The sequence below is a fragment of the Cupriavidus pauculus genome (assembly GCF_008693385.1).
Lineage (GTDB): Bacteria > Pseudomonadota > Gammaproteobacteria > Burkholderiales > Burkholderiaceae > Cupriavidus > Cupriavidus pauculus_D.
Genome location: NZ_CP044065.1, coordinates 1,311,824 through 1,326,201 on the forward strand (window position 1 = coordinate 1,311,824; position 14,378 = coordinate 1,326,201).

Here is a 14,378-nt window from a genome sequence, read left to right on the forward strand (position 1 = left end):
CACTCGTCCCCACGACCATGAAACGCCTGCTCCCACCGCTGGTATCGCTACGCGCCTTCGAGGCGGTGGCCCGGCATATGAGCTTTACGCTTGCGGCCGACGAGTTATGCGTGACGCAGAGCGCCGTCAGCCGCCATATCCGCAACCTCGAATCGCATTACGGCGTGAAGCTGTTCAACCGGCTGACGCGCGCGATCGAATGCACGGCCGAGGGCGCGCGGCTGTTCGCGGTGGTGACCGGGGCGTTTGCACAGATCGAAGCCGTGGAAGAAGAGCTGACCGGACGCCCCACCTCGCGCCAATTGCTGGTGAGCATTCTTCCGACGCTGGCGTCCAGCTGGCTGATGCCGCGGCTGGTCAATTTCACCCAGACGCACCAGCACATCGAGATCCGGCTCATCACATCCATCGAGGCCGTATCGTTCAGCCGTGACAAGATCGACGTGGCCATCCGTGTGGGCAAGCCACCGGGCAAGCGCGCGCGGCACGGTGCGCCGCGCATCGACCTCGTGATGACGGACGAGTGGCGCGGCGTGGCGGTGGAACCGCTATTCCCCGATGTGCTCGTGCCGATCTGTAAACCCGAACTGATCAAGGGCAGGCTACCGGTGAGCCCGGCCACGCTGACGCGGCTGCCGCTGATCCACACCGACTCGCGCTTGCGGGCCTGGACCGACTGGTTCGCGGCACAGGACATTGCCTACGAGCGCAAACCGGACGCCTTGCACTTCGGGCACTTCTTCATGTCGATGCGTGCGGCGCTCGAAGGACGTGGCGTGGCACTGGTCCCCGACGTGCTGGTGGCCGACGACGTGGCGAGCGGCAACCTGATCGTGCCGGTGCGCGAGCGCGTGCAGAGCGGCGGCGAGTACTGCCTGCTCTACCGGAAAGAACGTGCCGAGGACGATGCCATCGCGGCGTTTCGCCAGTGGGTCCACGCGGAGGTCGCCGCGATGGCGCGATAGCGCCGACCCGCTGCTTCAGGCGCCGACTCCTGTAATGGGCGTTTATTCCTTGACTGCGCCGGTCATGCCGGAAACGTAATACTCCACGAAGAACGAGTACACCACGGCCACGGGTAGCGAGCCGAGCAGGGCGCCCGCCATCAGCGCGCCCCAGTGATAGACGTCGCCCTCGACCAGCTCCGTGACGATGCCCACGGGCACGGTCTTCACCTCCGATGACGAGATGAACGTCAGCGCATAGATAAACTCGTTCCATGACAGCGTGAATGCAAAGATTCCAGCCGATATCAGGCCCGGCACGGCGAGCGGAAGGATGATCTTGACCAGAATCTCCCAGCGCGTGGCACCGTCGATAAGCGCGCATTCCTCGAGTTCATACGGAATCGACCGGAAATACCCCATCAGCAACCACGTGCAGAACGGGATCAGAAACGTCGGGTAGGTCAGGATCAGCGCCCAGCGGGTATCGAATAACCCCAGCTGGAAGACAATCGAGGCCAGAGGAATGAACAGGATGGACGGCGGAATCAGATAGGCCAGGAATATTGCCAGGCCGACCTGCTTCGCGCCCTGAAAACGCAGGCGCTCGATCGCGTAGGCGGCCAGCACGCTGGCGGCGAGCGAGGCGAACGTGGACACCGTGGAGACGATCACGGTATTCAGAAGCCATGCGGGGTAGGGCGTGTCGAACAGCAGCTTCTTGAAGTGGGCGAGCGTCGGCTTGAGCACGATCAGCGGGTTCGCGCTCTGCATCAACAGCTCGCCGTCGGGTTTGAACGCCGTGATGGCCATCCAGTAGAACGGAAACAGCAATACGAAGAGGAAGATGCCGATGGGAATATAAAGCGTGACCCAGCGCCGCGGAATGGACTGCAGATACTCCATTCCTTGCTGTTCGTTCTCGATGGTCGTCGCTTTCACTTGTCGCCCCCTTGTTGCCACGCGCGCCTCTGCAACCCGAAATAGGAAAACATGATGGCGGCCAGCAGGAACGGCACCATCATCGTGGCCAGCGCGGCGCCTTCACCTAGCGATCCACCGGGAATCGCTCGCTGAAAGGACAGCGTCGCCATCAGGTGCGTGGCGTTGAGCGGACCGCCACGCGTGAGCACATAGATGAGCTGAAAGTCGGTGAACGTGAACAACACCGAGAAAGTCATCACGACGGCAATGATGGGCGTCAGTAATGGCAGCGTGATATAGCGGAACTGCTGCCATGGCGTGACACCGTCGATCGACGCGGCCTCGTACAGCGTAGGGGAAATCGTCTGCAGCCCCGCCAGCAGCGAGATGGCGACGAATGGAATACCGCGCCAGACGTTGGCGGCGATCGTCGAGAATCTGGCCAGCCACGGGTCACCGAGGAAGTCGATGTAGCGATCGATGAGCCCGAGCTTGACCAGCGTCCAGCTGATCACGGAGAACTGCGCGTCATAGATCCACCAGAATGCAAGTGCCGACAGCGCCGTCGGCACGATCCACGGCAACAGCACCACCGCGCGGAAAAACGATTTGAATGGCAGGTTTCGGTTGAGCAGCAGCGCGAGCCAGAGGCCGAGCGCGAACTTCAGCACGCTGGCAATTAGCGTATAGAAGATGGTGTTGAAGAGCGCAAGCTGCGAGATCGAATCGCCAGCCAGGTAGCTGTAGTTGGCGATGCCGATCCATTCGCCGGCGCGGCCGATCTTGGCATCGGTAAAGCCCAGCCAGACGCCGAGTCCCAGCGGGTAAGTGAGGAACACCAGCAGCAACAGCGCGGTGGGCAGCATGAACAGCAGCCCCAGCGAATTGCGGTTGTTAGACAGGCGGGACAGCATGGCTCTCCTTGGCTGGGCTTGTTGGGCTAGGCCTTGTAGTAGCGCTCGGCACGCTGCGCCGCGCGCGCCGCGGCTTCCTTCGGCGTCCGGGAGCCGCTGGCGGCCTCCGCCACCATATCGAGCACGATATAGTCCGCCATCGACGCCGCCGAGGCAGTGCCAAGCGGACCCGCATGGCCGTTGTCGAGCATCAGCGATGCCGCGTCGCGATAGACCGTGTGCTTGGGATCCGACGTCCAGATCGGATTCGCCTCGTAGGCCTTGAGGGGCTGGCTTACATAGCCGATCGCGGCTTCCATCCAGGGGTTGTATTGTTCAGGCTCCATCATGAACTGAAGATATGCCTTCGCGGCCTTCGGGTACTTGCAGTACTTGAAGACCATCATCTGGGTGATCTGCATCAGCTCCGTCGGCTTGCCGCTGGACCCGATCGGGAAATGGGCGTGCTGGATATCTCGCGCCATCTCCTGCAATTTCGGCTCCTTCGAGTTCTTGGCCGCGTAGTAGACCGAGATGCCGTTAGCGGTCAGGCTGACCTGGCCGTCGAGGAAGGCCTTGTTGTTCGACGGATCCTGCCAGGACAGCGTTCCGGGTACGAACGTCGCGTACAGCTGCCTGGCATATTCGAGCGCGGCCCAGGTCTCGGGCGAATTGACCACGACCTTGCCCTTGCCGTCGACGAGCATGCCGCCGTGCGACCAGAGCAGCCAGTGCGCCCAGTTGTTGCCATCCCCGACGGCCTTGCCGAGTGCGAAGCCGCACGGCGTGCCCTTGGCTTTCAGCGCCTGGCATAGCTTGAGGAAGCCGGCCGTGTCCTTGGGAATCGCATCGAAGCCCGCGGCCTTGACGTGGCTTTCACGGTAGACCAGCGCATTTCCCACGACGCCGAGCGGCAGCGCGATCCACTTGCCGCCGTGCATGCCGTATTTTTTGCACACGTCGTACCAGCCGCCATGCTTGCCGGCGAGGTAGGTCGCCACGTCGCTGACATCGACGAGCTTGTCGGGATATTGCTGCGGATCGTCGAACCAGCCGAGGACGATATCCGGGCCGGTGCCTACGCTGGCGGCAACCGCGGCCTTGGGGCGTACGTCTTCCCAGCCTTCGTTATCGACGCGCACCTCCACGCCGGTCTGTTCGGTGAATTTCTTCGTGTTCGCCATCCACAGATCTTCGTCGCCCTGCACAAACCGCTTCCAGCGCAAAATGCGTAGCTTGGCGTCGGGTTCGGGTTTGGACTGCAACGCGGTGGCGGCATGCGCAGGGCTGCCTAGCGTCGTGGCGGCTGCCAGTGCCGCGGTGGACACGATGAAATCGCGTCTTGTGAAGTTGCCGGAATTGCTCATCGCCTGTCTCCTCCATGTTTATGGGTATGTCACCGCCGTGGATAACGCGATTGCTGCAGCATGGAATCATTGTCGGGGCAGTGCCTGTCCCGTCTCCGCATCGAACAGATGCGTGTGCTTGTGGTCGGGCACCAGATGCAGCGCCTGGCCCGCTACAAAATCATGTCGCTCGCGGAACATCGCGATGAGGTCCGTATCCCCAAAGCGCGAATACACCTCGGTATTGGCACCCGTGGGTTCCACCACCGCGACGCTGGTCGGAATGCCTTCGCCTGGCGCGCCACATTCCAGATGCTCGGGCCGCACGCCATAAATGACGCGCTGGTCGTCAACGCCGGCATTCGCCGCGAGCCGCTCCGGCGATGGCAACTGCGTGCCATCGGCAAGCTCCACCTTCATCTTGCCGTTCTGGCGGCGTAACACGCCGGGAATGAAGTTCATTGCCGGCGAACCGATGAAACCGGCCACGAACAGATTGTCGGGGTGGTCATAGAGCGCCAGGGGCCGCCCGCGCTGCTCGACGCGGCCTTCGCGCATGACCACGATCTGGTCGGCGAGGGTCATCGCTTCAATCTGGTCGTGCGTGACATAGACCGACGTGGTACGCAGCCGCTGGTGTAATTCCTTTATCTCGGCGCGCATCTGGACGCGCAGCTTTGCATCGAGATTCGAAAGCGGTTCGTCGAACAGGAACACCTGCGGATCGCGCACGATCGCGCGTCCCATCGCCACACGCTGACGCTGGCCGCCGGAGAGCTGGCGCGGATAACGGTCAAGCAACTGGCCAAGTCCAAGAATGCCGGAAGCCTTGTCGACCTTCTGCTTGATCGTGTCTTTGGGAATGCCGGCCAGCTTCAGCGAGAACGCCATGTTGTCGTAGACGGACATATGCGGGTACAGCGCGTAGTTCTGGAACACCATCGCGATGTCGCGCTCCTTTGGCGGCAGCCGGTTGACCACGCGGTTGCCAATGGCGACCTCTCCGGACGTGATTTCCTCGAGCCCTGCCAGCATGCGCAGCAGCGTGGATTTGCCGCACCCGGATGGGCCGACCAGTACCGTGAACTGCCCGTCCGGAATGTCGATGCTGACCCCGCGAATGACCGGCGTGCCGCCGAAGTTTTTCTTCACCTCCCGAATCTGTACCGATGCCATGCGTTCTGTCTCCTTTGTCTCGCGTGGTCTCGCACTTATGGGCTGCTAATGATTGTCCTTGGGGATGCCCGCGCCGCTCTTGCCGACGAGGAAGTCGAGGTCGGCGCCTCGGTTGGCCTGCTGCACGTGCTCGAAGTAAAGGCGCGTCCAGCCGCGTTCCATCGGCGCCTGCGGCGGTTGCCACGCCGCGCGTCGCCGCGCGAGCTCTTCGTCGCTCACGTGCAAATGGAGCTTGCGCGCCTCGACGTCGAGTTCCACGAGGTCGCCGTCCTCCACCAGCGCCAGCGGGCCGCCCGCGGCGGCCTCCGGGGCCACGTGCAGCACCACGGTGCCGTACGCGGTGCCGCTCATGCGCGCGTCGGAGATGCGCACCATATCGGTAATTCCCTTGCGCAGCAGCTTGGGCGGCAGGGGCATGTTGCCGGCCTCCGCCATGCCCGGATAACCGCGCGGGCCGCAGTTCTTCAGGACCAGCACGCAGTGTTCGTCGACGTCGAGCGCTTCGTCGTCGAGCCGTTCATGCATGTGGTCGCTGTTCTCGAACACCACGGCGCGTCCGGTATGCCTGAGCAGGGCGGGACTTGCGGCCGAAGGCTTGATCACAGCCCCGTCCGGGCACAGATTGCCGCGCAGCACGGCGATGCCCGCGTGGGGCTTGAAGGGTGTGTCGAAGGCATGGATGACGTCGCGGTTCCAGTTCGGTGCGTCCTTGCAGTTTTCCCAGAGCGTCCTGCCGTTGACCGTCGGCGCGTCGCGCGCCAGCAGCGGCCCCATTTCCCGGATCACGGCAGGCAGGCCGCCCGCGTAGTAGAAGTCCTCCATCAGGTGCCGGCCCGACGGCTGGAGATCCAGCAGGCAGGGCAGGGCGTGGCCGAGGCGGTCCCAGTCATCGAGGTCGAGCTCCACGCCGATACGCCCGGCGATGGCCAGCAGATGGATGACCGCGTTGGTCGAGCCGCCGATCGCCGCATTGACCTTGATGGCATTCTCGAATGCCGCGCGGGTCAGGATCGTTGACATGACGAGGTTGTCCTTGACCATCTGTACGATGCGTCGCCCCGATGCGCGCGCGAGAATGTTGCGGCGCCCGTCAACGGCCGGAATCGCGGCATTGCCGGGCAGGCTCATGCCGAGCGATTCGACCATGCACGCCATCGTGGAAGCCGTGCCCATGGTCATGCAATGGCCGTGAGAACGGTGCATGCAGCTCTCGGCTTCAAAAAAGTCTTCCTGCGACATGTGTCCCGCGCGGACCTCTTCCGACATCTTCCACACGTCGGTACCGGAGCCCAGTTCCTGTCCGCGGAACTTGCCGCTGAGCATGGGGCCGCCCGAGACACCGATAGTCGGCAGGTCGCATGACGCGGCGCCCATCATCAGCGCCGGCGTGGTCTTGTCGCAGCCCATCAACAGCACCACGCCGTCGATCGGGTTCCCGCGAATCGATTCCTCGACGTCCATGCTGGCCAGGTTGCGGAACAGCATGGCGGTGGGGCGGAGCAAGGTTTCCCCCAGGGACATTACCGGGAATTCGAGCGGAAATCCGCCCGCTTCCCACACGCCGGTCTTGACCTGCTGAGCGAGCTCCCGGAAATGGGAATTGCAGGGCGTCAGGTCGGAGTAGGTATTGCAGATGCCGATGACCGGGCGGCCGTCGAACTGGTCATGGGGAATCCCGCGATTCTTGAGCCACGAACGGTAGATGAAGCCGTCTCGATCTAGCCGGCCGAACCAGGCCTGGCTGCGTAGCTTTGGCCGGCGCCCATTGTCGTCGTCGTTCACTCGGGTCTCCTGCGTTCTGCTTCATACGGGGTGCAGATCCGGATACCCGCGACCACACCGCTGCGCCGCACGCATGCCGAGTCCAAGGCAGTCTAGGTCACGGCCGTGAACAGTTGAATGGGAATTACCAATAATGAGTGATAACCCGTACGCATCTCCGAACCCGGAAGCACGCGTGACCCGGATTTTGGAATGCAATTAATCGCTGGGTCAAAGTCGCCGCCGCCGTCAGTTAGACCTACGCTGCGGCAAGCGCCTCCACCTCAACGCGCGGCGTATTCCGCGTGGCAATCCAGTACAGCATGGCGCTCAACGCCGCGGCGGCCGTGCCCACGATGGCGAGCGCCGTGGCAAGGCCGTTCTGCGGATCGGCCAGCCGCTCGTTGATCCAGCCCACCGCGAAGGGACCCACGCCACCGCTGATGGCATTGGTCAGAAAAACGAGCAACGCAATGGAACGGCCGCGCATCCGGTTCGGAATGGCAATCTGCAGTGGCACCGGCGCGAGCGCCATCACGACACTTGCGGCGAACGCGCAGACGCCGTACATGGCGAGGGCGGCCATTGCCGAAGGGGCCAGTGGCGCGATGCACGCCGCCGGAACGAGCGCGGTGGCCGCGCACGCGGCGATGCGCAACACCTTGCGCAGGGCCCCGCGGTCGGTGACCTTCCCCACGAGCAGCGTGGCAGCGATCACGCCCGCCATCCCGCCGAGCATATACATCGGCCCCGCAAGCTTTCCCACTTCGCTGGCACTGAGTCCGAACCGTCGAATGACCATCGTGGGAAACCACGCCGCGTGCGAATAGAACAGCAGGATCAGCGCCACATAACCGAAGAAGTAGGGCAGGCAAAAGCGGTTGCGCACGAATAGTTCGCTCAGCACCTCGCGCAGCGGGGGCGCGTCGCCGGCATCGTCCGCATTGCGGGTGCCTTGCCGCGCGGGCTCCTTGATCGTCAGGGCCACCAGCGCGGCAAGCGCGATGCCGGGGAGTCCCACCGTAAAGAACACCATCTGCCAGGGGTGGAGGTCATGCGCGGTCAACCACGCCGACATCGCGGGCTGCTCCATCCATCCGAGCAACGCGCCGCCGCCGAGCAGCGCGACGCCGCCACCTGCATACGGGCCGAGCATGAACGCGCCGCTCGCACGCGCCACCTTGCGAGGGGGGAAGAGGTCGCTGAAGATCGACAACGCGGCAGGACTCAGCGCCGCTTCGGCGATGGCGGTTCCCGCGCGCCAGAGCAGCAGCTCCCAGAACGTCGTGGCGGTGCCGCACATGGCGGTGGAGACGGCCCAGATGGCCACGCAGGCCGCGCTGAGCAATACCCGATTGGACCGATCGACAAGCCGCGCCACGAAGACGCCCGCCGTCGCGTAGCACATCGTGAAGGTGATACCTTGCAGAAGACCGATCTGCATATCGCTCAGCGAGAGCGACGCCTTGAGCGGCTGAACCAGAATGCTGACGACCTGGCGGTCGATGTACGAGAACGCGAAGCACAGGAAAAACATCCCGACGATGTACGCATGGGAGAAGGCGCGATACGTCGTGGCTTCGGAGGAAGAAGGGTGGTTGTTCGGCATGTCGTTTTGCAGGGGGGAGGGGTAACGGCAGCGGAATAAAGAAAGTGCAATCGGCGGCGGGCTATTGCCAGCGCGCATCGGCCGCCAGCAGCGCGATGCAGTCGCCCGGCTCAACCCGTGCAAACGTACGCGCGCAGACCACCATGCCATCGCCGGCAAAATGCAGTTCGCGCGGCGCCTCCCACGGCGCGTGCGGGTCGAAGAGCCGCCCCGCCAGCTGGCCCGCGGCCACGGTGTCGCCGCGCCGGAAGCAGGGCTCGAACACGCCATGTCGCGGCGCGAACAGATAGTGACGGGCGCCGTCAACGCGAATCAGCGCGGTGGGGCGCGCTGCTGCCTCGGGCCGGTCGTCGCGCGTGAGCCCCGTCGCATGAAGGAATCTGCGCAACCCGTCCTCGACGATCTTCACGCCGTCGACGTTGCAGGCGGCGCCGCCCCCAAACTCGCCGCACAGGAACAGCGTGCCATGGCGCTCCGCCGCCGCGCCATAGGTCCGGTCTTCACCGAGCAGATCCATGATCATCGTGTGCGGCGCGGCGAAGGCGTCCACCAGCCGGATGTATTCTGCATGCCGTTCCGCATTGCCGGGCAGCGCGGCGAGCAGCGTCGGCATATGGTCGAACGATGCGCCGCCTGCATGCAGATCGAACACGATGTCCGCGCGCGGAAAGAGCTCCGTATCGACATAGTGCGCGATCATCGCCGTCAGCGATCCGTTTCGATCGCCGGGGAACATGCGATTCAGGTTGCCGCGGTCGATTGGCGAGGTTCGCGAGCCATTGAGGAAGGCGGGGAAGTTCAGCGCGGGGATGACGATCAGGCGGCCATCGATACGCATCGACGGCATGCGTTGCAGCAGCTTCATCAATGCCACCGGCCCCTCGTATTCGTCGCCGTGGTTACCGCCCGTCAGCAGGACCGTGGGACCGTCGCCATGCTTGAGCACGGCAATGGGCGTGGGGATATGACCATAGGCCGAGCGATCATGCGAATAAGGAATGCGTAACGTGCCCGTCTGGAAACCCTCGCGGTCATAGTCGATGTCGGTCGAGATCAGCGACTTCTGTGAGGGTTTGGAGGTGGGGGTGGACGGTCGTGCATGCATGGGGGGATCTCCTTGAGACGGGAACGGGCATGCATAAACTATTGACGATTTGATGACGGCGGACAATTGCCGTTGATTGCAGCCGCCGATGCCTTTCAGGCATCGCATCCAGCGTTTCTCTACTATTCCGTGTCGGAATACATCATCGACGAAACTTCACTAGGATCCGCCGTCGCCCTCTGGCGATACTCATCGTCGTGACATCAAGGATCGAGGAGAGTGAGAGATGATGCGTCCGACAAGAAGCGTCCTGGCCTCTATGGCCATCGGGCTGATAGCGCCAGCGCTGTCAGGGATGAGCGTCGCCCATGCCGCGTGGCCGGAGAAGCCTGTGAGGCTGATCGTGCCAACCGCACCGGGCGGCTCGCCAGACATCGTGGCAAGGCTGTTCGGAGAAGCGCTTTCCCGGCGGCTCGGGCAACCTGTGGTGGTCGAGAATCGGCCCGGAGCCGGCGGCAATATCGGCATCCAGGCGCTGCTGGCCGCGCCGGCCGATGGCTATACCGTGGCCTACGGCAACAATGCCACGCTGGCCACGAACCGCTTCCTGTACAGCAAGCTCCCCTACGATCCTGACAAGCTGCTGCCCATCGTCGGGCTCGTGACCACCTTCAGCATTCTCGCCGTCAATCCGTCGCTGCCCGTCAAGTCGGTCCAGGAACTGGTGAGCTATGCGCGCGCGAATCCCGGCAAGTTGTCGATGGGCTCGGCAGGTAACGGCACCACGAGCCATCTGGGCGGGGAACTGTTCAAGGTCATGACGCAGGTCGATATCACGCATGTCCCATACAAGGGAAGCACGCCGGCCCTGCAGGACCTTGTCGGCAACAGCGTGCAGCTGATGTTCGACAACGTGCCCTCGATCGGCCCCTACGTGTCGTCGCATCGGGTGCGTGCGCTGGCCGTGACGTCGCGCAATCGCTCGCCCCGTTATCCCGATATTCCGACGTTGTCGGAAGCGGGTCTCAAGGGCTATGAGGTCACCGCGTGGGCCGGGCTGGTCGCGTCGCCGGGCACGCCTCCGGAAGCGGTCGAGCGGCTGAACAAGGAGGTCAACGCGATCCTGCGCGATCCGGAGTTCCGCGCGCAGCTGGACCGGCTGTCGTTCGAGCCGCTGGGCGGGACCGCGCGCGACTTTCAGGCGCTGATCGCCGCCGAAACCGTGAAATTCGGCGAGCTCGTGCGCAAGAGCGGCGCCAAGGTGGATTGAGGATGAGCATGACCATTTCATTCGACACCATCATCCGCAACGGCGACCTTATCGACGGTACGGGCGCTCCGCGGCGATCCGCCGATATCGCGATACGCGGCGGGGAGATCGTCGCGATCGGCGACCTGCGCGATGCACGGGCCGTCACCGATATCGATGCCACCGGGCTGGCGGTGACGCCCGGCTTCATCGACACGCACACGCATGACGACTGGCTGGTGTTCCAGTCGCCCGAGATGCTGCCGAAGGTGACGCAAGGCGTGACCACGATCATCGCAGGCAATTGCGGCATCAGCCTGTTCCCGCTGGTGACCGACGCGATTCCTCCGGCGCCGCTCGATATCCTGCGCGGCGGCTACCGGTTCGAATCCGTGCAGGCGTACCGGGATACATTCGCCGCGAGTCCCGCCGCGGTCAACGTCGCGGTGCTGGTCGGGCAGTCCACCCTCCGTGCGCGGCACGTCGGTCAACTGGGCGCGGCTGCGAGCGACGCCGAGATCGATCGCATGCGGGAGGATGTGGAAACGGCATTGCAGGAGGGCGCCATCGGCGTGTCGACGGGCACGTTCTATCCACCATCGGCCGCCGCGTCCGAGGACGAGATCGTGCGCATGTGCGAACCCATGCGGCGGCTCGGCGGGGTCCTGGTGTCGCACATGCGGGACGAGAGCGACCGTGTGCGCGAGTCCATCGACGAAACGGCGCGAATCGGCAAGGCGCTGGGCGTGTCCACGGTCATCTCGCACCACAAGCTCGTGGGCAAGCAAAACCATGGCCGTAGCCGCGAGACGCTTGCGCAGGTGAACGCGCTGGCGCAGACCATGCCGCTGTGCATGGACTGCTATCCGTACGCCGCGTCGTCGACGATGCTGCGTCCCGAGCGCGTGGACCAGTGCGACCGCATCCTCATCACCTGGTCGGCGACCCACCCCGAGGTGGCCGGCCGGTATCTGGAAGAGATCGCCGAGGCATGGGGACGCACGCGTCGCGAGGTGGCGGAGTCGCTCACGCCCGGTGGCGCGGTGTACTTCATCATGGACGAGGGCGATGTCCGCGACATCCTTGCCTATCCGGACACGATGGTGGGCTCCGACGGCATTCCCTCCGACGAGACCCCGCACCCGCGTCTGTGGGGCACGTTTCCGCGCGTGCTCGGGTTGTACGCACGGGATCTGGGCCTGTTTCCGCTCGAGCGCGCCGTCCATAAGATGACGGGCCTCGCCGCGCGGCGCTTCGGCCTGGAACGCCGCGGGGAACTGCGCGTGGGGCATGTGGCGGACATTACCGTGTTCGACCCCGCGACGATCCAGGATCGCGCCACGTTCGACGATCCGGTGCAGCCGTCCGTCGGCGTTCTCCATGTGCTCGTTGCCGGTGAGGCGACGTTGCGCGATGGCCGGCCCACCGGCAATCGGCCCGGACGCTTCGTGGGCTCGACGCTTGTAAAAAGCGATGCGGTCAAGCCGCCGGCATCTCCTCCGAACGCTGCTCGCGCAGCCATGCAATGAAGGTGTGCATCGCGGGGTGGGCCAGCTTCTCTTCGAGGCAGACGAAGTAGTACGACTTCGGCGACACGTAGGCGGTGGACGACAGGCGGATCAATCGTCCTGCCCGAATATCCTCGCCCGTCACGTAGTCGGGCAACAACGCGACACCCATGCCGCCCAGCGCGGCCTGCAGGCCCATGGTCAGCAGGCCGTAGCGTGGGCCGTCGCGCGCGGGTTGCCGGATGCCTTGCTGCTTCAGATAGGACGGCCAGGCTTCGAGCGCCGCCATCTGATGCAGCAGCGGCAGGCGCTTCTTCGTGGCCGTGGCCAGCGTCGCTCCGGCCGGCAGCAGCTCGGGGGCGCAGACCGGAAAGAGCTCGAGCGGCATGACCTTCATCGAGTAATGCTGCGGCGGCGGGTCCGAACAGTACATGATCGCGGCATCCTGCTGGGCGTTCTCGAGATCGATGGGTCCGACCTTCGTGGTCACGTTCAGCTGGATCTGCGGCTGTTCTTTCGCGAACCGGAGCAGCCGCGGCAGCAGCCAGATGTTGCCGAGCGATACCGGCACGGAGAGGTTCAGCCTGCCTCCTGCGGCCCATCCGGATTGCACCTCGCGGGTCGCTTCCTCCAGCATCGCTAGCGCCTTGCGCACGGTCTTCAGGTACTCCTCGCCGATTGGGGTGGCGGCCATCGCGCCCTTGCGGCGATTCAGCAATCGCACGCCGAGAAAGTCCTCCAGCTCCGTGATCTGCTTGCTGACGGCGCCTTGCGTCAGGCAAAGCTCCTCGGACGCGCCCGTCACGCTGCCCAGGCGGGCAGTGGTCTCCAGGGCAACGAGATTGGTCAGCGCGGGAAGATGGCGTCCAGTGGTGCTTTTCATGGCGGTCGGGTGGTGGCAGTCGCGGGGTGACAGTTGCTCTCGCGGGAAGATACAACGTTTCTGCCTGCCCGCACCATGGCGTGACGGTATCATCGCCAGACGTTTCGCTCCGTTCGGGAACATCATGGAACTCCGGCATCTTCGCTATTTCACCGCCGTCGCGGAACTGCGCAGCGTGCGGGCCGCATCGGAACAGCTGCACGTGACGCAACCCGCCATCTCGCGGCAGATCCAGGATCTCGAAGAGTCGATAGGCGCCGCGCTGTTCGAGCGCACCCCGCGCGGCCTCAAGCTGACGCCGGCGGGGCAGGCTTACCTGGAGGAAGCGCGCGAGATCCTCGCGCGCGTCGATGCGGCCAACCGCCTCGCACGCAGGATCGCGGAAGGCGTGCAGGGCCATCTGCGTATCGGCTTCGTGGAGAACGCGGCCTGGAGCGGCGTCGTCTCGGACGCGCTTCATGCCTTCGAGCAAGCGGCACCGCATATCGCGCTCGAGCTCATGCCGATGAACACGCCGGAACAGCTGGAGGCGATTTCAGCAGGGCGCCTCGATGGAGGCTTCTGCTATCGCTTCGGCACGCTGCCGGAAGGCATCGCGAGCGTTCGCATCCTCGAGCAGAACGTCGTGCTGGCCGTGCCGGCGGCGTGGCCGCTCGCTCGCCTGGCCTCCGTTGCGGCCGCCGAGTTGGCGGGAAAGCCGTTCATCGCATTTCCGCGGCGCGTCTATCCCGCGTATCACGACCATTTGCTATCCGTGTGCGCGACAGCCGGTCTCACGCTCGATATCCGCCAGGAAGCCTCGACGGAGACTGCAATCCTGTCGCTGGTATCGGCGGGCATGGGCGCCGCCATCGTCAATGCCGCGAATCGCGACCGTCCGCCGGCGCGCGTGCGCTTCGTGGCGTTGCGGGACCTGTCGGTGCCGTTGCCGCTCGAGTTCTGCTTCGCCGCCGGGGAGACGAACGCCGCGCTGAAACGATTCGCCGCGCAGTTCGGCTAGCCTGGAGGCTATCCCCGTGTTTGCCGCGCCGGCGACGGAT

The 14,378-nt window shown here is 64.5% G+C and carries 12 protein-coding genes; 4 read left to right on the forward strand and 8 right to left on the reverse strand.

Annotated features, from left to right (window positions below):
• Positions 1 to 17 precede the first annotated feature (17 nt).
• A complete protein-coding gene (locus tag FOB72_RS05985) occupies positions 18 to 965 on the forward strand; it encodes a LysR substrate-binding domain-containing protein (protein WP_191002204.1) in 948 nt (315 codons plus the stop codon).
• Between the two features lie 42 nt (positions 966 to 1,007).
• On the opposite strand, the gene FOB72_RS05990 is transcribed toward FOB72_RS05985, so the two are convergent.
• From FOB72_RS05990 to FOB72_RS06020, 7 genes are all read right to left on the reverse strand, one after another.
• Positions 1,008 to 1,850 (reverse strand): carbohydrate ABC transporter permease, encoded by an 843-nt coding sequence (locus FOB72_RS05990; RefSeq protein WP_150373764.1) that lies wholly within the window; start codon positions 1,848 to 1,850, stop codon positions 1,008 to 1,010.
• Positions 1,851 to 1,882: 32 nt separating this feature from the next.
• Positions 1,883 to 2,782 (reverse strand): carbohydrate ABC transporter permease, encoded by a 900-nt coding sequence (locus tag FOB72_RS05995; RefSeq protein WP_150371699.1) that lies wholly within the window; start codon positions 2,780 to 2,782, stop codon positions 1,883 to 1,885.
• 26 nt (positions 2,783 to 2,808) lie between these two features.
• Positions 2,809 to 4,128, reverse strand: a complete 1,320-nt coding sequence (locus FOB72_RS06000) for an ABC transporter substrate-binding protein (protein ID WP_150371700.1) — start codon at positions 4,126 to 4,128, stop codon at positions 2,809 to 2,811.
• A gap of 66 nt (positions 4,129 to 4,194) precedes the next feature.
• Positions 4,195 to 5,283, reverse strand: a complete 1,089-nt coding sequence (locus FOB72_RS06005) for an ABC transporter ATP-binding protein (RefSeq protein ID WP_150371701.1) — start codon at positions 5,281 to 5,283, stop codon at positions 4,195 to 4,197.
• A gap of 45 nt (positions 5,284 to 5,328) precedes the next feature.
• Positions 5,329 to 7,065 (reverse strand): IlvD/Edd family dehydratase, encoded by a 1,737-nt coding sequence (locus FOB72_RS06010; protein WP_150371702.1) that lies wholly within the window; start codon positions 7,063 to 7,065, stop codon positions 5,329 to 5,331.
• A gap of 238 nt (positions 7,066 to 7,303) precedes the next feature.
• Positions 7,304 to 8,653, reverse strand: coding sequence for an MFS transporter (locus FOB72_RS06015; protein ID WP_150371703.1), 1,350 nt, complete (start codon positions 8,651 to 8,653; stop codon positions 7,304 to 7,306).
• A 61-nt stretch (positions 8,654 to 8,714) separates the two neighbouring features.
• Positions 8,715 to 9,758: a succinylglutamate desuccinylase/aspartoacylase family protein gene (locus FOB72_RS06020; RefSeq protein WP_150371704.1), complete on the reverse strand. Its 1,044-nt coding sequence runs from the start codon at positions 9,756 to 9,758 to the stop codon at positions 8,715 to 8,717.
• Between the two features lie 295 nt (positions 9,759 to 10,053).
• On the opposite strand from FOB72_RS06020, the gene FOB72_RS06025 reads away from it, so the two are divergent.
• Positions 10,054 to 10,968: a Bug family tripartite tricarboxylate transporter substrate binding protein gene (locus FOB72_RS06025; protein WP_223851432.1), complete on the forward strand. Its 915-nt coding sequence runs from the start codon at positions 10,054 to 10,056 to the stop codon at positions 10,966 to 10,968.
• A gap of 14 nt (positions 10,969 to 10,982) precedes the next feature.
• A complete protein-coding gene (locus tag FOB72_RS06030; RefSeq protein ID WP_150373766.1) occupies positions 10,983 to 12,476 on the forward strand; it encodes an N-acyl-D-amino-acid deacylase family protein in 1,494 nt (497 codons plus the stop codon).
• Here the strand turns inward: FOB72_RS06030 and FOB72_RS06035 are convergent.
• Complete coding sequence (locus FOB72_RS06035; protein ID WP_150371705.1) at positions 12,427 to 13,338, reverse strand: LysR substrate-binding domain-containing protein; 912 nt, start codon at positions 13,336 to 13,338, stop codon at positions 12,427 to 12,429. The two genes, FOB72_RS06030 and FOB72_RS06035, sit on opposite strands and share 50 nt — an antisense overlap.
• Before the next feature lie 124 nt (positions 13,339 to 13,462).
• Between FOB72_RS06035 and FOB72_RS06040 the strand changes: the two genes are divergently transcribed.
• Positions 13,463 to 14,338, forward strand: a complete 876-nt coding sequence (locus FOB72_RS06040; protein ID WP_150371706.1) for a LysR family transcriptional regulator — start codon at positions 13,463 to 13,465, stop codon at positions 14,336 to 14,338.
• Positions 14,339 to 14,378 lie beyond the last annotated feature (40 nt).